At 37.9% G+C, this 20,805-nt stretch carries 20 protein-coding genes and 1 pseudogene; 13 read left to right on the top strand and 8 right to left on the bottom strand.

Annotation, left to right across the window (positions count from 1 at the left end):
- Positions 1-5: 5 nt before the first annotated feature.
- Positions 6-557 (bottom strand): CotG/ExsB N-terminal domain-containing protein, encoded by a 552-nt coding sequence (locus tag BGM26_RS13665; protein ID WP_254119282.1) that lies wholly within the window; start codon positions 555-557, stop codon positions 6-8.
- A gap of 231 nt (positions 558-788) precedes the next feature.
- Here BGM26_RS13665 and BGM26_RS13660 point away from each other — a divergent pair, with 231 nt between their 5' ends.
- The 7 genes from BGM26_RS13660 to BGM26_RS13630 all read left to right on the top strand — a co-directional run bounded on the left by BGM26_RS13660 (position 789) and on the right by BGM26_RS13630 (position 9,784).
- Positions 789-1,883 carry a CotH kinase family protein gene (locus BGM26_RS13660; RefSeq protein WP_217040335.1) on the top strand — a complete coding sequence of 365 codons (1,095 nt, stop codon included), beginning with the start codon at positions 789-791 and terminating at the stop codon, positions 1,881-1,883.
- Positions 1,884-2,005: 122 nt separating this feature from the next.
- A complete protein-coding gene (locus tag BGM26_RS13655; protein WP_217040334.1) occupies positions 2,006-2,983 on the top strand; it encodes a spore coat protein in 978 nt (325 codons plus the stop codon).
- Between the two features lie 259 nt (positions 2,984-3,242).
- Positions 3,243-3,908, top strand: a complete 666-nt coding sequence (locus BGM26_RS13650; protein ID WP_254119279.1) for a DUF2642 domain-containing protein — start codon at positions 3,243-3,245, stop codon at positions 3,906-3,908.
- 168 nt (positions 3,909-4,076) lie between these two features.
- Positions 4,077-5,291, top strand: coding sequence for a metallophosphoesterase family protein (locus tag BGM26_RS13645; RefSeq protein ID WP_217040332.1), 1,215 nt, complete (start codon positions 4,077-4,079; stop codon positions 5,289-5,291).
- Positions 5,292-5,357: 66 nt separating this feature from the next.
- A complete protein-coding gene (locus tag BGM26_RS13640) occupies positions 5,358-8,357 on the top strand; it encodes an ATP-binding protein (protein WP_217040331.1) in 3,000 nt (999 codons plus the stop codon).
- 127 nt (positions 8,358-8,484) lie between these two features.
- Complete coding sequence (gene yhaM, locus BGM26_RS13635; protein WP_217040330.1) at positions 8,485-9,429, top strand: 3'-5' exoribonuclease YhaM; 945 nt, start codon at positions 8,485-8,487, stop codon at positions 9,427-9,429.
- A gap of 163 nt (positions 9,430-9,592) precedes the next feature.
- On the top strand, positions 9,593-9,784 hold the full coding sequence (locus BGM26_RS13630) for a sporulation YhaL family protein (protein WP_254119277.1): 192 nt from the start codon (positions 9,593-9,595) through the stop codon (positions 9,782-9,784).
- Between the two features lie 432 nt (positions 9,785-10,216).
- Here BGM26_RS13630 and BGM26_RS13625 read toward each other — a convergent pair whose 3' ends face one another.
- A complete protein-coding gene (locus BGM26_RS13625) occupies positions 10,217-11,080 on the bottom strand; it encodes a peptidylprolyl isomerase (protein ID WP_217040329.1) in 864 nt (287 codons plus the stop codon).
- Positions 11,081-11,359: 279 nt separating this feature from the next.
- On the opposite strand from BGM26_RS13625, the gene BGM26_RS13620 reads away from it, so the two are divergent.
- Positions 11,360-11,455, top strand: coding sequence for a YjcZ family sporulation protein (locus BGM26_RS13620; RefSeq protein WP_217040328.1), 96 nt, complete (start codon positions 11,360-11,362; stop codon positions 11,453-11,455).
- A gap of 168 nt (positions 11,456-11,623) precedes the next feature.
- A pseudogene (locus BGM26_RS21820) lies at positions 11,624-11,671 on the top strand (YjcZ family sporulation protein); the annotation flags it as partial.
- A 67-nt stretch (positions 11,672-11,738) separates the two neighbouring features.
- Here BGM26_RS21820 and BGM26_RS13605 read toward each other — a convergent pair.
- The 3 genes from BGM26_RS13605 to BGM26_RS13590 all read right to left on the bottom strand — a co-directional run bounded on the left by BGM26_RS13605 (position 11,739) and on the right by BGM26_RS13590 (position 13,605).
- The gene (locus BGM26_RS13605; protein ID WP_217040327.1) at positions 11,739-11,918 is read right to left on the bottom strand and encodes a hypothetical protein; all 180 of its coding nucleotides are present in this window, start codon (positions 11,916-11,918) and stop codon (positions 11,739-11,741) included.
- A 224-nt stretch (positions 11,919-12,142) separates the two neighbouring features.
- Positions 12,143-12,685: a DUF3267 domain-containing protein gene (locus BGM26_RS13600; RefSeq protein WP_217040326.1), complete on the bottom strand. Its 543-nt coding sequence runs from the start codon at positions 12,683-12,685 to the stop codon at positions 12,143-12,145.
- Positions 12,686-13,029: 344 nt separating this feature from the next.
- Complete coding sequence (locus tag BGM26_RS13590) at positions 13,030-13,605, bottom strand: HTH-type transcriptional regulator Hpr (RefSeq protein WP_217040324.1); 576 nt, start codon at positions 13,603-13,605, stop codon at positions 13,030-13,032.
- A 559-nt stretch (positions 13,606-14,164) separates the two neighbouring features.
- On the opposite strand from BGM26_RS13590, the gene yhzF reads away from it, so the two are divergent.
- Positions 14,165-14,356: a membrane protein YhzF gene (gene yhzF, locus BGM26_RS13585; protein ID WP_217040323.1), complete on the top strand. Its 192-nt coding sequence runs from the start codon at positions 14,165-14,167 to the stop codon at positions 14,354-14,356.
- Between the two features lie 53 nt (positions 14,357-14,409).
- On the opposite strand, the gene BGM26_RS13580 is transcribed toward yhzF, so the two are convergent.
- The 3 genes from BGM26_RS13580 to BGM26_RS13570 form a co-directional block, all read right to left on the bottom strand.
- On the bottom strand, positions 14,410-14,937 hold the full coding sequence (locus tag BGM26_RS13580; RefSeq protein WP_217040322.1) for a tryptophan transporter: 528 nt from the start codon (positions 14,935-14,937) through the stop codon (positions 14,410-14,412).
- A gap of 129 nt (positions 14,938-15,066) precedes the next feature.
- On the bottom strand, positions 15,067-16,149 hold the full coding sequence (gene serC, locus BGM26_RS13575; RefSeq protein WP_217040321.1) for a 3-phosphoserine/phosphohydroxythreonine transaminase: 1,083 nt from the start codon (positions 16,147-16,149) through the stop codon (positions 15,067-15,069).
- Between the two features lie 238 nt (positions 16,150-16,387).
- Positions 16,388-16,819 (bottom strand): HIT family protein, encoded by a 432-nt coding sequence (locus BGM26_RS13570; protein ID WP_217040320.1) that lies wholly within the window; start codon positions 16,817-16,819, stop codon positions 16,388-16,390.
- Positions 16,820-17,677: 858 nt separating this feature from the next.
- Between BGM26_RS13570 and BGM26_RS13565 the strand changes: the two genes are divergently transcribed.
- The 3 genes from BGM26_RS13565 to BGM26_RS13555 all read left to right on the top strand — a co-directional run bounded on the left by BGM26_RS13565 (position 17,678) and on the right by BGM26_RS13555 (position 20,436).
- Positions 17,678-18,418, top strand: coding sequence for an ABC transporter ATP-binding protein (locus BGM26_RS13565; protein ID WP_217040319.1), 741 nt, complete (start codon positions 17,678-17,680; stop codon positions 18,416-18,418).
- Complete coding sequence (locus BGM26_RS13560) at positions 18,411-19,622, top strand: ABC transporter permease (RefSeq protein WP_217040318.1); 1,212 nt, start codon at positions 18,411-18,413, stop codon at positions 19,620-19,622. The genes BGM26_RS13565 and BGM26_RS13560 overlap by 8 nt, the downstream gene beginning before the upstream one ends.
- 88 nt (positions 19,623-19,710) lie before the next feature.
- Positions 19,711-20,436, top strand: a complete 726-nt coding sequence (locus tag BGM26_RS13555; RefSeq protein WP_217040317.1) for an EcsC family protein — start codon at positions 19,711-19,713, stop codon at positions 20,434-20,436.
- Positions 20,437-20,805 lie beyond the last annotated feature (369 nt).

Below are 20,805 nucleotides of genomic sequence, written 5' to 3'. Positions count from 1 at the left end.
TTCCTCTATCTTTGCATTCTTAGCTCCCACATGTTTCCGTCTTCCCAGTAACGCTGCTGTGTTTGAAACGGTGTAGTTCGAATTGGCTGTATGATACGACCAGTACGCCTTGAACGTCTAGAGCGTCTAGAGCGTCTAGAGCGTCTAGAGCGTCTAGAGCGTCTAGAGCGTCTAGAGCGCCTTGAACGTCTTGAACGTCTTGAGCGTCTTGAACGTCTTGAACGTCTTGAACGTCTAGAGCGTCTAGAGCGTCTTGAGTGTCTTGAGTGTCCTGAGCGTTTTGAACGTTTAGAGCGTCTTGAGTGTCTTGAGCGTCTTGAACGTCTCGAATGTCCCGAACGTTTCGAGTGTCTTGAACGGCGACGTGATAGTGGACCTCTGCGTGATTGTCTCGAACGGTGCGATCTGCCTGACCTTCTACTAGAACGTCTTGAGCTTCTTCGAGATCTTCGTGAACGTCTTTGAGCAAATGGCTCTTGAAAAAGGAAGTTCTCCATTCCAGCTGCAGCCACTTCGTTAATTGCATGCTGGATATCTAATTTATTATATTTAACCAAAGTAAAATCCTCCTTATTATTTTTGTTAATGGAATACTAATAGGAATCTTTAAAAAATAGGAACTGTGAGTATTTCATAAACATTCCGATTTCTACTAATAAAGTACGAATATTAGTAATGATTTGATTAGACTACTGCGTATGTCGATGAAAATAGGCTAAAAATGATTGTGTCACCCTCTAAAAGTTTGTCATACGATTTAATATCGTATTTAGTAAAGGGTGACCCATGTGGATAACAATGAACTGCCAATTTACAAATTATTTATAAATCCTCAATATCTCATCGATTTAAGGAGCGATATTTGGAATGATGATCCTGTTCCCGGGAATGTAACCATTCAAAACAAAAAGTATGATATTGACATTGTGTATAGGGGTTCACATATTAGAGAATTCAAAAAGAAATCGTATCATGTTGAATTTTACAAACCCAAGACATGGAAGGGAGCAAAAGAAATACATTTAAACGCGGAATATAAAGATCCCTCATTAATAAGAAACAAGCTATCATTTGATTTCTTTTCAAGCCTTGGAGTTTTAGCACCTTCTGCTGAGCATGTATTTCTTAATTTAAATGGCAGGCAGGAAGGAGTGTATTTGCAGTTGGAATCAGTGGATGAGTACTATTTTAAAAAAAGGAATCTTCCAGTAAAAGCAATCTTCTATGCAGTTGATGGAGATGCTAATTTTTCATTATTAACTGATCATGAACAGGATCCTAAGCAATCTTTAGAATTAGGGTATGAATTAAAATATGGAAAAGAGGAGGAATGGTTGCTCTTACAAGAGTTTATTTTTAAAGTAAATACACTCTTAAGAGGGGAATTTGAACAGGAGATCGGAAAATACTTGAATGTAGAAAAGTACTTGTATTGGCTGGCGGGAGTGGTTTGTACGCAAAACTACGATGGTTTTGTGCATAACTATGCCTTGTGCAAGAATGGCGAGTCAGGATTGTATGAAGTACTTCCATGGGATTACGATGCAACTTGGGGAAGAGATGTTCATGGTGATGTGATGGATTATGACTATGTAAGGTTAGAAGGTTTTAATACTTTAACGGCAAGAATTCTCGATGTCCCTTCGTTTAGGAATCTATATTATAGGATCCTCCATAAAATCCTCAATAATCAATTTACATTGGATTTTATGGAACCTAGAATCCAGGAACTGCACACACGTATACGTCCATTTATTTTAAAAGACCCATACAAAAAAGATTACATCAAAGAATTTGATTCAGAACTTGCCTTCATCTATCAATTTATTACTGATAGAAATGCCTATCTTCGCAGTGAACTGAAAAAACTTCAAAAAGTTTAGTATAGGTAAATGTTGATTTTCTTACAAATAGGCGTTTGACTAGGTTCATTGTCCCCCCATGATACGTATATATGCAGTATAAATAACTAAATAGGCAAGGAATAAGGAGGAGAAATCTAATAATGGCAACTAGAATGTGGGAAGAACCGAATGATGATGGATATCTTGGGTTTCTAGATTCACTGATAGGCAGGACGGTGAAAGTTTATCGAGGCGGACCAGAATCAAAGGAAGGAATTTTACTGGACGTCAAACCAGATTTCCTAACACTCTATACTCAAAAAAACAAGAACGATGAGAACAAAAACAAAGGCGAAAATCAAATTCAAAATCAAAATCAAAATCAAAATAATCATATTATCTACTATCGTACTCATCATGTAAAAAGTATTAGTGAAAACTCAAAATCCAATTCTCAACAGGATTTTAATGAGATGGAGCTCGATGTGAATTTTGTTGAAGCAGAAGATTTCCGATGCGTAATTGAAAATCTCAAAAATAAAAACATTCGCATCAATCAAGGAGGTCCAGAATCAACTGAAGGGTTGGTCCTGGAAGTGGTGAATGATTATATTGTTTTACACACAGAAAATGACGGTGTCGTTTATTTTAATATCCACCATATCAAAAGTGTTTCTGAAAACAGCAAGATGAATAATAATGAATGTAATTTCGTGGATGCAATGACATACATCCCTAGATATATCCAGGCTGATTGTTTTCATGATTTATTTAGTCAAATGAGCCAAAGATGGGTTTCAATCAATCGTGGAGGACCCGAAGCAATGGAAGGGATACTTGTTGAAACAGCAGAAGGCCATTATACACTTGTAAACAATGAAGAAGTTCTCCGTATACACCCTTTCCATATCCGCAGCATTAACACAGGTTCAAAAGGATCATTTAAACAAAATCAAAATAATGATAATAACGGTAATCAAGAAAATGAAATGGAATCCGATGACAGTTTGTCAGGCAGAAGCGATAGAAGATCTGGGTCGAGGCATTCCCACAGAAGGAGTCATCGTTCAGTGCCGAGGCGTGCACGTGAGAATGTCACTAGAACAGTTGATTATATGTGGAGACCGAGGAGATCCTAGATTTTAACTCTATTCAGCAGAAGTCTTACTTCTATAAGTGGCGAGATGAATACAAACAAGTATCCAATTCCGTGGAGTTCAAACCCTGGCTGAATAAAGTGAAGCCTCCGGCGAGCCTTTCAATTTTTTAAAGGAATTTATTGAGCAAGCTAAGGTAAAATCTGGGCGCAAATACGCCAAGGCGAATTTGATTACTAATTTCCTAATAGGTGCATTATAATCAATGCACCTTTTCCTAAGGGAAAGGAGGATTATTTCTTTGTCAGGTATTAGCAACCTTAAAGGAGAACATATTGAAATCGAGATTTCAGGTAAAATGGGTTTTAGAGGAATATTAGTCGATACTGGATTAGATATTATCGTCTTATATGATGGAAATAAATATTTTTATATCCCCTTCAATCACATCCAAAATATAAAAAAGAGCCAACCTGTTGAAGAAATGATTGAGCTTGGGAAAGACTTGCCTTCATTGAGTGATCTTGATTCTATTTCTTACCGCAAAATTTTAACAAATGCTAGAGGGAGGTTTGTTGAAATATTTGTGAGTGGGAACAAAACGATACATGGATATATTACTAGTGTCTTAAATGATTTTTTAGTGTTTTATTCCCCTGTTTTCAAAACAATGTTCATTTCCCTTCATCATATAAAATGGATAATCCCATATAGTTCCAATCTGACTCCGTATACTTTAAATAGCGAGAAGCTGCCTGTTCAGCCAACTAATATTCCAATATCAAGGTCGTTTGAAGAACAATTGAAAAAGGAAGAAGGAAAGCTTGTCGTATTTGATGCGGGGGATCACCCCAATAAAATTGGCTTACTGAAAAGTGTGCAAAATAATATCGTTGAATTGATAACTGCTGACGGAGAGACCACTTACTGGAAGCTTTTGCATTTAAAAATGGTGCACCTTCCTTAATAAAGGTAAGATCTTAAAGGGCATATTTGCTGCAATCGGCGATCCACCGATTGCCTACATATGAAATATCTCTTCTATTTCAAACACAATAATAATTCACTCGTAAGAACGTGCATTCGCTTTCGCAATCGGTTAAAATGGTAAAAAAGAGAACGAGAGGGAATTGACATGAAAAAGGTAACTTTTATCCATGCAGCGGATTTGCATTTGGACAGCCCGATGATCGGCTTAAAGCATTTGCCGCAAAATATTTTTAGAAAGCTTCAGGAAAGTACTTTCGATGCATTAACAAATATAGTAAATGCAGCTCTCGTACACAATGTTGATTTCGTTATTCTCGCCGGCGATTTATTCGATGGGGAGGATCGTAGTATTCGTGCCCAGACGAGATTCCGCAAAGAAATGGAACGCCTAGCAGAAAAGAATATTTCTGTATTTGCCGTGCATGGTAATCATGATCATATGGAGGGGAATTGGGCACATCTGCCAATGCCAGAAAATGTTCATATTTTTTCACATGAGGTTGAGACGGTAAAATATTCACAAAACGGAGGATCATCCGTTCATTTATACGGTTTCAGTTACCCGAAAAGGCATGTGTATGATCGAATGATCAATAATTATTCAAAAAAAGAGGGAGCGGACTTTCATATTGGTATTCTGCATGGCCATTTTGACGGAAGTAGTGACCATGGGAAATATGCCCCATTCACGCTAAAAGACTTGGTCGATAAAGGCTTTGATTATTGGGCCCTCGGTCATATCCATAAACGGGAAACTTTATGTGAGCATCCCCCAGTTATTTATCCGGGTAATATCCAAGGGCGCCATCGGAAAGAAACAGGAATGAAGGGCTGTTATTGCGTTCATTTGACAGACACGGATGCCAATCTGGGATTTATCGAAACATCAACTGTGATTTGGAAGGAATTGACCGTTGATGCATCTGAATGTTCAACGTTTCATGATATTTATTTAATGTGCCGGGAAATAATTGATAAAGCTCGGAAAGAAAAACATGGGATTCTATTATCGCTTTCATTAGAGAACGTAAATATTCCAACACAAGAATTGAAGGCGCTTGAAAATGGAGAACTGTTAGAAATCTTGCAGGAAGAAGAAAAGGAAGAAGAAGCATTTGTCTGGATTTCCAATTTGTCCATCACTGAAAAAATCGAATGGAACCGCGAACAGTTAGCGAACGAATCTGATTTTTACAATGAGCTTTTTAAAACAGCTAAAGAGTATGAACAGCTAGATAGAAGTATTTCTACATTATATGATTCTCCAGCGGCACGCAAATTTCTGGAAGGAGTATCGGTTGACGAAAAAAGAAAACTCGCGGAGGAGGCAGAAAACCTTTTAGTGAATCTTTTATCGTAGTTTAACGGGCAGTAAAACCCCCACTGATAGAAGTTTCACTTTATACGGACAAAAGGAGGCGCAAGGATGAAAATTACGGATTTACATATTTATGGGTATGGCAAGCTGTCAGATCTGAAAATTTCAAGCCTGCAAGATCTTCAGGTGATATATGGGGAGAATGAAGCAGGAAAATCAACCATTATGGCTTTTATCCATAGCATACTATTTGGTTTTCCGACAAAACAGCAATCTGAGCTAAGGTATGAACCGAAGGAAGGCGCAAAATATGGTGGTCGGTTAACAGCCATTTTTCCGGAAAGAGGCAGGGCTGTCATTGAGCGGGTAAAAGGGAAGGCGTCGGGGGATGTCAGTGTCCATCTCGAAGATGGGACAAGAGGGGATGAAGAATTATTAACGGACCTTTTGCACGATGTTGATAAATCCCGCTATCAATCCATTTTCTCTTTCAATATCCATGGGCTGCAAAATGTTCATCAGATGAAAAGCGAAGAGTTGGGGAAGTTTTTATTTTCTGCGGGAGCACTTGGAACCGATCAGCTGCTGCGTGCTGAATCTACCATTCAAAAGGAACTCGAAAACCGATTTAAACCGAATGGGAAAAAGCCAAGCATCAATGAAAAGCTAAAAGAAATAAAGCTGCTTCACGAGGAATTGAAAAAAGCTAAACTACATAATGAACAATACTGGATTTTACTGAAGGAAACGGAAGCTTTAGAGTGTGATATAGCCGGAAAACAAAAGGAACAATTGGTGAATCAGAATAAGCTTTCCAAACTAGACGCATGGAAGCAAATAAAGCCGTTAATTGAAGAGGAAAAGACGTTAAAAGCAGAGCGAGAGCAATTTAATGGCATTCACTTCCCCATTGATGGCATAACGAGATTGGATCGTTTGGATGAAATAATGAAGCCAATTGAAGGACAAATCGCCAGTATCTCGCAAAGAATGAGCACTTTAAAGGGGGAGCTAGAGGGGAGTGCGCCCGATGAGCTTCTGCTAAGCAAAGAGCCGGAAATTATTACGGCGGTTGAAAGTCTTTCCTTATTAGAAAAGCTGCAGCAGGAGGAAAAGGAGCTGAACGGCAAGCTTCAAGAAAATGGCCAAAAAGAATCAATTTTGAGAGAAAAGCTGCATTTATCTATTCAGGAAGAAGATTTATTATCCATTAATACGAGTATTTTTATGAAAGAGAAAATCATAAGCGCCGGGGAGAAATTCAGGCGATTGAAAGCCAAAAAGATTGATTTGGATGAACTTTTTAATGAAGAAAAGCAATTGCTTGAGGAAACGGAAGGAAAAATAAAGGATTTAGAACAACAGCTCCTACCGCAAATAGAAAGAGAGGCACTTGAAGAAAAAATAAAAGATGCCGAGACGAGACATTTCATCGATCAAGAATTTAAGCAAACAGAGGACAGGCTTGAGTTTCTTCGTAAGACGCAAAAAAGAGAGAACGAAAAAATAAACAGGAAAAAGGTTCAAGATCGATCACAATTTTATATGTTTGTTGGCCTATTTGGTGTCTTAATTGCATGGGGCCTATGGGGTTCGGAATGGCCGCTTGTCGTTGCAGGCGCAATTGGAATTGTTTTCGCGCTCTATATGTTTTCCCGAAAGCCAGATTCCACAGACAATGAATTTGTTAAAGAAGAAATAAAAGCTTTGGAAGAAAAGAAAAAGCGATTAGTTCAAAAAATGAATGGGACTGACTTTTCACAAATCGCTTTTATCGAAAACCGCCTTGCGAAAGACAAAGAAATTTCAGAGCAGCTTCGCCATTTCAATATACAATGGAAGCAGCAAAATGAGCAATATGAAAGAGTTTTATTGGCTTTTGAATCATGGGAAAAAGAAACACTTAAGCATGAAAGGCTCATGATTGAACTTGGAAAAGAACTATTGCTTCCTAAGGAAATTGCTCTTTCGTATTTAGATGATGCTTTTCAGTTAATCGAACAGCTAAAGGAACTATTCCGAGAGAAGAAGGCGACACTCGAAAGTCACAAATCAGTAACTTCACATATGAATGAAATGATTAATGCCTTTAATTGGCTAAGTACTGCCTTTTGGGGAAGCGGATCATCTAATCTTCAGGAAACTGCTTATTTATTAAGAAAAAGATTAAAACAAGAGATGGAAAATCAAATCAAGTTTGAGGAAAGAACTGCCAAGCTTATAGAGCTGGAAGATGAGTATAAAAAGCTTCAGATAGAGCTAGAGCATTTTCAATCCGAACAGGGCAAGCTTCTTCAGCTTGCAAGCGTGGAAAATCTAGAGCAATATAGAGAATCAGGTAAGCTAGCAGAAAAAAAAGCTAAGCTCGATGACGAGTTGAAGGATCTTCGTAGGCAAATCAAGCTGTCACCGCTTAAGGAAGATGAAATAGATGAGCATATGAACATCTCAAATCCAAACGACTTAAGCAATATGATCGCTAAAAGGCTGGATGAACTGAAAGAAGCCATTCCATTTTTACAAAGTCGGCTTGCAGAGAAGAAATATGAAATCCAGGTAATTGAAGAAGGCGGCACATATGCAGAGCTCTTACACACCTATAAACAAAAAAAAGCGGAGCTTGAGGCTGAAGCAAAGGAATGGGCCCGATTTGCAATGGCGAAGGACATACTTAACCGTACAATTGAAAGCTTTAAAAAGGAGCGGTTACCCCTATTGCTGGAAAAAGCAGAGGAGTTTCTTTGTTATTTGACTGACGGGAATTACCTCCGGATATATCCTAAAAAAGACACCAGCGGATTTCTTATTGAGAGCAAAGAGCGATTTTTATTTGAAGCGAATGAGCTAAGCCAGGCGACGACAGAGCAAATCTACGTTTCGTTGAGGCTTGCCTTAGCAGAAACTGTTTATGCAAAGTTTCCTTTTCCGATAATCATCGATGATAGCTTTGTCAACTTTGATCATATCAGAATGGAAAAGATTATTGGTCTATTGAAAAGCTTACCAGGCAGGCAGATTATCTTCTTTACATGTCACAAGCATTTGCTGCCGTATTTCTCAGACGAACAAATTGCACTTGTAAATAAGGAGACAAGCTTGCCGGTATAGTGCAGCGGGCAAGCTTATATGGATGCCTCGAGAGGCGATCACTTTTTTTTCACCAGATAGAGTTGTTTAGTAGAGTTAGGGGCCAATATGGTATATTATTTTACTAGAAGGGAGCGTCGGTTCACGTATGTCTAAAGGAATTGTCTATTATGAAGTTGGCGAACAAATCGATCTTTTTTTACTAATAAAAAATACTGTCAAAGGAATAGCCAGTAATGGGAAGCCTTTTTTAACGCTGATTTTTCAGGATCAGAGTGGAGAAATAGAAGCAAAGCTTTGGGATGTTTCGGATGGAGATGAAAAGAGCTTTAGCCCAGAAACGATTGTGAAAGTATCGGGAGACATCTTGAACTACCGGGGGCGTAATCAACTTAGAGTCCGGCAAATACGGCCGGCGTCATCCGCGGATCATGTAAAGCTGGCTGATTTCCTTGAAACGGCCCCATTAAGTACAGAGGAAATGACAGGGAAAATCACCCAGTATATTTTTGAAATGAAAAATCCGAATATCCAAAGGATAACCCGTCATTTACTAAAAAAACATCAGCAAGCATTTATCGAATATCCGGCCGCAACAAAAAACCATCATGAATTTGTTTCGGGTTTGGCTTACCATGTTGTCTCGATGCTGGACTTGGCAAAGGTGATCGCAGGACTTTACCCTAGTCTTGATAAGGACCTTCTATATGCTGGTGTCATTCTACATGACTTAGGAAAGGTGATCGAGCTATCAGGCCCTATTTCTACCGTTTATACGATCGAAGGCAATTTACTCGGCCATATTACGATTATGGTTAATGAAATTGGGAAGGCAGCTGATGAGCTTTCGATTACTAGTGAGGAAGTGCTCGTACTGCAGCATTTAGTTCTGTCCCATCATGGAAAAGCAGAATGGGGAAGTCCAAAGCCGCCGCTAATTAAAGAAGCTGAAATACTTCATTATATTGATAACCTCGATGCAAAGATGAATATGCTTGACCGCGCACTTGAAAGAGTCAAACCAGGCGAGTTCACAGAAAGAGTATTCGCCTTGGATAACAGATCATTCTATAAACCTACTTTTCATAAATAATTTCAAAAACCGCATTCCCTAGAGTTATAGGGAGGCGGTTTTTTGAATTTTACTTTCTAAAATTACAATTTAGTAGAAAATAGAGGGGCATAATCATATTTTTCCTTTGGCAGCATAAAGTTTATTAAGGTGGGACAAACCATTCGACGGAGGAGGAAGAATAATGATCATCCCAATTTGGGTTTACTTTGCTGCCATAGGGATACTATTAAGTGCATATATGGCGATAAGGACAGGCAGGGAAGAACGAGAGGAAGAAAATGAAAGTATTGAGCTTGAAGGAAGGATTTATATGGAAAGGCTGGAAAAAGAGCGGGAGGCGAGAAGAGCAAGCCGACAATCCCTTGAGGTATAAAAATATAATGAAAACAGGTTCCAAACATGGGAACCTGTTTTTGATTTAAAGAAGGCTTTATTAATGACCTATGTTGAAAATGAATATTAGCGGGGCGATTTTGCCTGTAGAGAGCCGTTTTTACGATAGCAAGGCAGCTGACTTCAATCACATCGAAGCTTACTTCAATGAGCTAATACGTGCTGCCTTGCGACGAGCTGTACGAAGCTTCCTCGAATACGCTTTGGCGCAGGAGCATTGTTTTTACCCCGCCTCTCGGAAGATAAATCGATCCCGCGACTATGTCCACAATATTGTTTAACAGCTTCATAATGCTATTTAGTAGCAGAGTGTAGCGTTTGGCTATCATTTTCTAGTTAGGCTGTTTATGAAACGATCGTAAGTTTAGTCGAGCCAATCAACCAGATCCAGCCGCACAAGCCAATCAAATTATTATTGAGCCTGTTCAGGACTTTTTAAGATGTCCTTTAAGTCTTTATCATTAACTTTTACGTTGGCATCTTTCAATTCTCGTTCCATTGCTTTCTGGATTTTTTCCCCGTCCAGTTTTGAAACTTTCAATTCGTATTCCATTTTTTCCTTCATTTCATCAAAAGATTTTTTCTCTTTTTTCTCGGTTACTTGGATGATATGGAAGCCATGCTGTGATTGAATGGGCTTACTGATTTCATCTACCTTTAGAGCATAGGCCGCATTTTCAAATTCAGGCACCATTTTTCCAGGTCCGAACCAGCCAAGGTCGCCGCCATTTGCTGCAGAGCCGGGATCTTTAGAATATTCTTTAGCTAAATCTTCAAATTTAGCGCCTTCATCCAATTTTTTCTTTACTTCATTTGCTGTTTTTTCATCTTCAACTAAAATATGACGGGCTTTTATTTCTGGCTTGTAATTATCGTAGTATTCTTTTAGTTCTTTTTCAGTCACTTTAATGTCTTTGATTGCCGCTTTTTCTTGCATAAGGCCAGTCTTTAACATTTCTTTTAAATCTTCCTCGTTTTTCAATCCATATTGCATGAGGGCCATCTCAAAGTTCGCACCTAGCTGTTCTTTTGCCTCGTCAACTTTTTCGTTTAATTCTTTGTCGGTTACTTTGTATTTCTCTGAAAGAACTTTTTCATATACAAGCTCTCGAAGTACCGGCTCACCATACTTTTCTTTCATCGCGTTGTAAAGCTCGTCCTTTGTAATGTTTCCAGCTTTCGTATCAACGACAGCTTCAGAATTGTTTGCAGTATTGCATGCACTTAATCCTAAAACTCCAGCCGCGATGGAGAGGGATATCATCCATTTCTTCATGTTGAACACTCCTAAAAGAATTTATTTCAATACCAGTTTTCACAAAACCTACTATACCACAAATGGAATAGGGAACAAAATTAATAAGGGTTTCTGTTTTTGAAAAAATGGGCGAATACCCATCCCGTATGAAGCAGGTAAACATATGATAAATAGGACACAGCTTCTTACCCACACATGAAACCTGGAAGAAAATTGGGTTTATTGATTTATATGCCTATTCGAACACAGTGACTGTTGAATAGGATAGGGTAGTAAGATGAAAAAGGGGGGATTCTCATGGGTGGCTTTGGATTTGGCGGTGGTTTCGCGTTAATCGTAGTATTGTTTATTTTATTAATCATTGTTGGGGCTTCTTGCTTTACTTTCTGTTAGTAAGATCGCAAAAGATTACGATTGTTTATTTTATTAATCATTGTTGGGGCTTCTTGGCTGTAATTTACAAGGAAAAATGCCATCTAATGATTTAATCGGATGGATGCAAGGCGGAGGAAATTAAATATAACTGGGGATTTGGTTTTGGCGGAGGATTTGTATTGATTTGTCGTACTTTTCATCCTCTTGGTTGTTATCGGCACTTCGTGGTTATAGATGCCCGTTACTAAGTAATTCGATGTAAATAAAAGCGGTGGAAATAAAATTCCACCGCTTTTCCTATTTAAGCAAAAAGAATTTCCACGAAGGAGGAGATTAAAAGGATTGTGATTAAAATATTGATGGTTCGGAATACCTTAGGCTGTCGCTCTTCAGGGATTTCCTTTTGAAGACAAAGGGAATTTGTCATCTTGTTAATATTATATAAAATAAAAATAGCAAAGATAATAAAAATGGAGATCATCGAAGATTCCCTCCTTCTACCTGTCAGTTTGTGTATTGAAATGGGCCCGATCTGCACAAACTTAAAATAGTTGGCGACAAATGACAACCCATTCGTTTGTATTAATTTACAATAACAAAATCTGCTGAAAAAAGATAGTATTTAAGGATGTTAAAGTAATATTTTGCTTTACCCAGTTATAGAAAAGGTATCCTCTGATGGATACCTTTTTAATCGACTGTTTTCTAATTGTTATGCAGCAAAATTTCAATGCCGTCTTCGCTCTCTTCAATATATGAACGATTTGGTGCAGAAAGCACATTTTTTGCCCAAATCAAATCGGGCAAACAAAGTCCGACGTGAAAGGCTAGTAAAATGGTAAAATAGTGTACGTAATGTGGAAAAATAAAACAAGCCCAAAGCAATATGCTATTAATTACCAAAAACGGGGTAAATAGTGCGAACATAAATAACCATTTTGACATAGGCTCATGAACTCTTATCTGAATGATCGGGAAGATGCCATATTTAAATGTCACGCTTTTTTTCACTTTTCTACTGTGATGGGCAATCGGTAAATAATGGAAAAATTTATGGATTGGGTACATCAACCATAGGCTAACAACAAATAATAAAAAATAATTATCATAAAATGTTGTGGCCTCAAATAAATACTGAGCAGGTACATAGATAAATATAAACGTTAATAACGTCGTTAAGGAAGACATAATAAAAAGTCTTTGTGACCCATATTGTTTTGTAAAGTTAACCGTCTTCCAGCAATTCATCGTCACATACCTCCAAAGGGAGAAATATTGTACTTCCAAACTTACAAAGATACTTTACGACGAAAGATGGAAAAAATCAATAGGAAAATAACCTAATTCAATTCGAGAGCATGCTGTAAGTTTGAACTTTAAAAAGGAGTTGAGTCATTCGATACTTTATGTGAGTAATTGAGCAAAGATTTAGAAAAACAAAAAGCGGATGCTTTTGTTCATTTTCATCCGCTTTTTAAAGAACTTTCACATCATTGCATCCTCGTCTGTAGCCTCAAGAGGTTGTGCATGCTTGTATAAAGCAAAGTTAATTCCTGCCCCTTATGAAAAAATTAATAAACCATCTTTGAATACTAAACAGATTCTTGCAGGAAGATTTCCCTTTTCTTTAGTTTTCCTTCGGCTTCTATAAAATCATTTTCGATGTTTGAAAATGACTTTTCAAAGATCTCCATAAAATCATCCCCATATATATTGCGGACGATCGCCATTATTTCGATAATTTCCGGGAACTTTCCATACAATTCCCGAAGAGGTTTTGCACCAGAAAACGCCGCGTTTTTATCAGGATCATAAGTTTCCATCAAGGATAATAAAACCTTTTCACCTTCCTCAGTAAGTTGGATATAAGTATTCCGTTTATCGCTCTCTTTTTTAGAAAACTTTAGTAATCCCCGTTCCTCGAGCTTTTTTGAAAAGTTAAATGCAGTTGAAACATGCATTACTCCAAATTTTGCTACATCGGAAATGGAGGCGCCATTTAAATGATAAGCAATCGTTAGAATATGATGTTCATTAATGTTTAAATCATAGGGCTTGATCCATTGTTGCCAGTCCTTTTCAACGGACTTCCATAATGCTTTACTTAATTGAGCGATCCTCTGGCTAAAGAGCATTGCTTCTTTCATTGTGTACAGTTTTTCAGTCATTCAATTCGTCACCCACTTTTTAAATTCTCTACTATACATTATGCCAATAAAACAAAAATTAATAAAGATAAAAATATACCAAATTTTTAGAAATTTTTTTGTATAGCGATGTATCATGCCCATTAATAAGAAAATGAACTCAGTATCGTCAAAACTGAGAAAAAAGTCTTTTAGTAATATATTAGTTTTCGACTAAAAAAGGAATATTCCTTCTTTTTATAGAATAAATTGCTGCCAAATGAAAAACATATTTTTTTTTGAAAAATGATGAGCGGTTTTTAAGTATGGCTGCCTTTTCTTTAACTTTATTCAGCAGAAGTTTTGAGATGAATGCAAACATGTATTTCAATTCAGTGGGGGTTTAAACCCCGGCTGAATAAAGTTAAGCCTCCGGCGGATGCCCCAGATTTTTATCGAACAGGCTCGATAAAAATATGGCAAATACGCCAGGCGAATTTGATTGAAAAAAGGAATCGCTTCTATTTCATAGCTTTGCGGAAACAAGCATACATATAATAATAAAAGATCGTTCGGATGGTTCATGGGGAGGGGAAGCCGAATGTCAGGAATGACAGCGGGGATCTTTACGATTGGGGCTATATTGATCGCCGGCGGAGTTCATTTTATGTTGGCGATCAAAAGGCCCGGGGTATATCCGCCAAAATATATTTTAAAAAAGAGGGCGGCTACACTTGCTGCTGGAGGGATTGTTTTTCTGTTGATCGGAGTGATTATGCATAGCTTCCGGTAATAAGAAATTTCCATTAATAAAGAAAAAACCCGCAGCTGCGGGTTTTTTCTTTATTAATGACTAACTGATTGTTGTGTCAGCTTTGTTCTCTTTACAATTGTTTGTGCCACTGGATAAAGAACAATCATTGTGATTGTGTTTACAGCTGCTGCTGGCAGTACAACTGCGGCGAATAATGCAGTGAACGGACCTGGTAACCCAACGATAAAGTAAGCCGATGTTAAAAACACAATTCCGGAAATAAGAGTTCCAACAGCGGTTAAAATAGCGACACTGACAATCGATTTTTGAAACTTGCGTAAGGCTAGGAATAAACCGAAAAATACTGCTGCAGTAACGGGTTTATCAATGATGTTCGGAATTAGTCCACCTGGGAAGGTAGTGGTTAAGCCGGAAATCAAGCCAGTCACTATGCCAAGCAGCATCACGCTTTTTCTATCAGGAAAAAGAATAATGCCTAAAAACATCATCGTTAACATCATGTCAGGCTTCATTCCAAGGAAAAAGCCTGGGACAACTGCATGCAATACCGCACCCATTCCCACCAAAAGGGATAAGGCTACAAGATTTTTCGTATTCATTTCTCATCTCTCCTCTGCTATTCTAAGCATTGTAAAATTTGTTTCTCCTGCAGTGCACTCATTGCCTGCAGCGAAAAACTTTCATTAATTATAACATATATTAGCCTTGAATAAAGAAATTATTTTCTGTTAATTCTTTTTCTTAAAGGCATTCATGAACTCTGCAAGCTGGTAAACATGTTCGGCAGGAATAGCATTATAAATGGAGGCGCGGCAACCTCCGATAGACCTGTGACCGTTCAGGCCGATAAAGCCTGCTTCTTTTGCTTGCTGAAGAAATTTTTTGGCCGATTCTTCATTATGAAGATTAAATGTAACATTCATTTTTGACCGGCTGTTCTTTTCTGCGTGTCCAAGATAGAAGCCGTCACTTTCATCGATGGCATTGTATAAAATGGCTGCCTTTTCTTCATTTCTTTTTTCGATTATAGGCAATCCTCCTTCTCCTTCTGCCCATTCTAGAACGAGTGAGAGCAAATAAATCGCAAGGGTAGGGGGAGTGTTATAAAGCGAATTGTGTTTTTCATAAGTGCCATAATTAAGCATTGTCGGCAAGTTTTTATCTGATCTTGCAAGCAGTTCTTTATTGATAATAACAACTGTTACACCTGAAGGGCCGAGATTTTTTTGCGCTCCTGCATAGATGAGGTCGAAATTTTGAATATTTAAAGGCTTACTAAGGATATCACTCGACATATCGGCTATTAATGGTGCTTTTTCATTCGAAGGAAAAGAATGCCACTGAGTGCCGTAAACGGTATTATTACTTGTTATGTGCAGATAAGCGGCATCCTCGGATAAACTCTCATGGTTAAAGTCAGGAATAGAGCGATATTGTTGTTCTTTACTTGAAGCGGCGATTGAAGTGTGACCGATTTTTTCGGCCTCCTGCAAAGCCTTTTCGGACCAGACTCCGGTTAAAATATAATGACCTGATTTCCCTTCTGAAAGCAGATTCATTGGAACCATCGTGAATTGAAGGCTTGCTCCACCCTGTAGAAATAGAACCTCGTGGCTATCCGGTATGGACAAGAGCTGTCGCAATAGGGATTTAGCTTTTTCATGGATGGCCTCATACTCTTTGCTTCTGTGGCTAATTTCCATAACCGCCATTCCACTATTATTAAAATTAAGCCAATTTTTTTCAGCCGCTTTTAACACTGAATCAGGTAAGACAGCAGGCCCTGCGTTAAAATTAAATGCGCGATTCATTTTATTTCCCTCCATTATTCTTCAAAAAGTCCCCGATGTAAAAGGACCATCTAAAAATGATTTTTTTCTATGATTTAAAAGATATTCTTATGTTAACAAAAAAAATGTATTTGTACAGATGGAAATATGAATATTTTGAAAAGTTTAGTGAGATTTGAATTCTTGTTATTAAAGTTAGGAGAGGATAAAAAAGTAAAAAGACTTTTCTAATTATTCATTAGAAGAAGTCTCTTTTTTCTTAATTATTCACTATTAAATGTTTTTGGATGCTTCCTGCGATCTCTTGCAGGTCAGCTGGCGTATAATCAGATTGATGCGATTTCCAAACTGCTCCAAAGCCGTCGCCACTTCCATAACGAGGGATAAGGTGCAAATGAAAATGGAATACTTCTTGTCCAGCATCCTTGCCATTGTTATTAAGTATGTTTAAGCCGAGTGGACTGTACTCCGCTTTAATCGCACCAGCGATCTTAGGAACAGCTTCAAAAATGTGACGAGCGGTTTCGGCATCTAATTCGAATACGTTTTCTTTATGTATTTTAGGAATCACTAATGTATGACCCTTTGTAACCTGACTAATATCTAGAAAAGCTACGACATGCTCATTTTCAAATACTTTTGCTGAAGGAATTTCTCCATTCACTATTTTACAAAAAATACAATCGCTCATCATTACATCTCCTGTTCCCAATAGTAAATATTTCTAATATCAAGCTTCACGCCCCTATAAGATCGGAAAAATGCTCAATATTATGTGGAAAGTGCTCAATTAGATGATGAAAGTGCTTGATAAGGTTTAGAACACTTGATTTTCGAAGGCGTGTGGACTTTTCAATTTATCTTATCATAATTTTCTAAAGGTTTAAAGGCAGGATCCGCATGGAATCCTGCCTTCGTGAAGGGGAAAGCTTCGTTTCGACGTTTCTACTTCAGGTTATTCCCTTTGATAAACACCTCATTTATTTTTGAATGATTGTGTTTACTTCTAGAGACTTTCGATCTTTGTTCAAGCTGACCATCCCCTTATTACTTTATATGTTATTCAACGTATAAAGCCTGGTAATTGTCTTTAACAGACACCTCATTTCAAAGTGAATGCTAGACCACCTTCGGGTTAGGCGATCAGATGCATAGATCTTCGGTTAATTAGCACAATAGTAGCCCAATGCAACCATCCCCTTAGTTATAGATGCTGCTCAAAAAGTTTTTTACTTCTTTTTGAACATACATTTATATGCAAAACGTTAGAAGCTTATCGCGTTTAATGAAAGGAAACTGTCTGCTACAGACACCTCATTTCAAATTTTGATAATTCTTTGATTATCAAGTGGCTTGTTTCCCCTTCATAGATTAGAATACCCGCTTTCAGATTTCATATACATCCAGTGATAAAGAAATATTATTTTTAATCCGAGAGAGGCTAAGGAAAATAAAGAGTCCCTTTACACTCATAACACCTCTAGAAAGTGGACAAGCGGCCATCGCTTTTTCTACAATGGTAATAGCAATTAAGGGAAGGACGTTGAAAATGGCTCTTTTGCAAATAGAGAATGTTACTGGTGGCTATTCGAGAAACCCGGTATTAAAAGATATTTCTTTTGAAGTTAGAGAACAAGAAATTGTTGGCTTAATTGGGTTAAATGGAGCTGGAAAAAGTACGACAATTAAACATGTCATTGGCCTCATGGAACCCCATAGCGGGATGATTACAATTAGCGGGAAAACATTTCATAAAGATAAAGAAGGGTACCGGAGGCAGTTCACCTTCGTGCCTGAAACCCCGATTTTATATGATGAGCTAACATTGGAAGAACATTTGAAAATTACGGCAATGGCGTATGGCCTTGATGAAGAAGTATTTAAGGAAAGAATGGAGAGGCTCTTAAAGGAGTTCCGGATGGAAAAACGGTTGAAATGGTTCCCGGCTCACTTTTCCAAAGGGATGAAGCAAAAGGTGATGATTATGTGTGCTTTTTTGGTTCAGCCTTCCTTATATATCGTCGATGAGCCATTTGTCGGGCTTGACCCGCTAGGCATTCAATCTTTACTTGATCTGATGAAAAAAATGAAAGATGGCGGCGCGGGTATTTTAATGTCTACTCATATTCTTGCGACAGCAGAACGATATTGTGACCGGTTTGTCATTTTGCATGAAGGTAAGGTGAGGGCGCAGGGGACGCTTTCAGAATTAAGGATTCAGTTCGCCATGCCTGGTGCAACGCTTGATGATCTTTATATTCAACTGACAAAGGAAGAAGACAATGTTTGAAGAGAAGAAGTTATGGAAAGAACGGTTTAGTCAGTCAAGCAAAGAATTTAGTCGTTATCTTCGCTACATTTTTAATGGGCATATCGTCATTGTCATGATATTTTTACTTGGCACTGCCGCTTTTTACTATCAAGAATGGTTAAAAACAATTCCGGAGCAGTTTCCTGTTGCTCTGATTATGGCGCTGTTTTTGGCGATATTACTGACATATAGTCCTATTTTTACATTTCTTTTAGAAGCAGACCGCATCTTTCTTCTACCGCTTGAAAGCAAACTGCGCAATTATTTTAGACGCTCAATGATGGTAAGTTTTCTTGTTCAAGTTTACCTGCTTATTATGGGACTTGGGATTTTTATGCCTATGTATGCGAAGGTTAACAATGGGGATTTTCAAGCATTTTTGCCCTTTTTACTTGCTATGCTAATTTTTAAGGTATTAAACCTCCTTATTCGCTGGAAAGTACAATACTTTGTTGAAATAAAAGTTCATTTATTAGATTCCTTTGTTAGATATGCTGTGAATGCCGTTTTTTTATTTTTTATTTTTTCAGGAGCAAGTATGAGCTTTCTTCTCCCAGAAGTAGCACTGCTGCTAGTTTTAATATTCTTTTATCATAAAAATATGAAGGAAAAGGGATTAAAGTGGGAGTTGTTAATAGAACAGGAGCAACGACGCATGACTACCTTTTATCGGCTTGCCAATATGTTTACCGATGTCCCGAATTTGAGGGACCGAGTGAAAAGGCGGAAATGGCTAGATTGGTTGTTGAGCAAGCTAACATTTGCGCAAAAAAACACTTTTAGCCATCTTTACATAACAGCATTTTTACGAGCTGGTGATTATTTTGGTCTTTTTATTCGTCTGACTTTTATTGGTGCAGCCGCAATCTATGTCCTCTCATTTGGTTGGGGCCAAATATTGCTCATGCTGTTGTTCATGTATTTAACAGGCTTTCAATTGTTGCCGCTATGGAATCATCATCAAAACAAACTCTGGATAAAACTTTACCCGGTAGAGGAATCGCTTAAAGAAGTATCGTTTAAAAAGCTTTTGTCGCGGATTTTATATTTACAAACTGTCTTATTATCGATAGCGGTTTTCGTAAAAGGGGATATGATAGTGTCGATCATCTCCTTAATTGCCGGATTATGTTTTGCTTACTTCTTTACTAATATTTATATTCAGAAAAAGCTTCAATCCTAAAACGATAAGGGAAATAGTCTTCCTGAATGAAACTAACTATCGCAGATTAACGTATTAAATAGCAGAAATCGCAAAGGAAGAATCGCTTATGAATGAGTACGAGGTAAAAGCTTATCAAGAGATCGAAGAGTGGAAGCGGAAAATGCTAAAAAAATCCGGTCTCCTTAATCGCTTTTCGAAAAAGGCGCAAATGAAGGTAAATAATCTTATTCCGGACAAAGCTCATCAAATTATGACTGACAGTATTAAAAACATGGTCAAAGCGACTCTAGTGGGATCGAACTTAATGACGAGAAAAAGACAATCAAAGAGTTTATCGCTTGCAGAAAAAGATGCTGAATTTACTGGGAAATTATCTTCATACCGGAAAACAGCCATTATTGAAGGGGCGGGTACAGGAGCGGGAGGAATACTTCTTGGTTTAGCTGATTTTCCATTGCTTTTATCAATTAAAATGAAATTCCTTTTTGAAGTGGCAGCTGTTTATGGATATGATACGAATGAATATGAAGAACGCCTTTTTATACTCCATGTCTTCAAGCTCGCTTTCTCGAGTGATGAAAAAAGAAGGGAAACGATGCAGATTATTGAGGAATGGGAAGACAGAAGTGTAGGATTGAAAGATATGGACTGGAGAGAATTTCAACAAGAATATCGAGACTATATCGATTTTGTGAAAATCCTTCAGCTTGTCCCTGGAATTGGTGCGGTCATTGGCGCCTACGCAAATAATAATTTAATGGAGCATCTAGGCGAAGTCGCAAAAAACGCCTATCGCATGCGCATATTGAAAACGGCCCCAAAGCTTTATTGAGCTTGGGGCTGCTTGTGTTAATTTCTAAAGACCTGATTTTGCAAAAGTATTAAACAATCCGAAATGAAGAAAACAGGAATGGTAAGAGCTTAATGGTTCCCGAAATCTCAATTTCATCGAAATGTCCGTTATCTCCCCAATGACAGACGTTTTTACTCGAAAAGCCACTGAAATGTCCGTTATCCTCCCAATGACGGACATTTTTCATCGAAAAAGCCACTGAAATGTCCGTTACTCCCCCAATGACGGACATTTTTCATGGAAAAGCTACTGAAATGTCCGTTATCCTCTCAATGACGGACATTTTTCCTCGAAAATCCACCGAAATGTCCGTTATCTTCCCAATTACGGACATTTTCACTTGAAAAT

Origin of the sequence: Bacillus sp. FJAT-29790 (genome assembly GCF_019039215.1) — a bacterium.
Classification (GTDB): Bacteria; Bacillota; Bacilli; order Bacillales; family Cytobacillaceae; genus Cytobacillus.
This window is presented reverse-complemented; position numbering and strand designations above follow the sequence as displayed.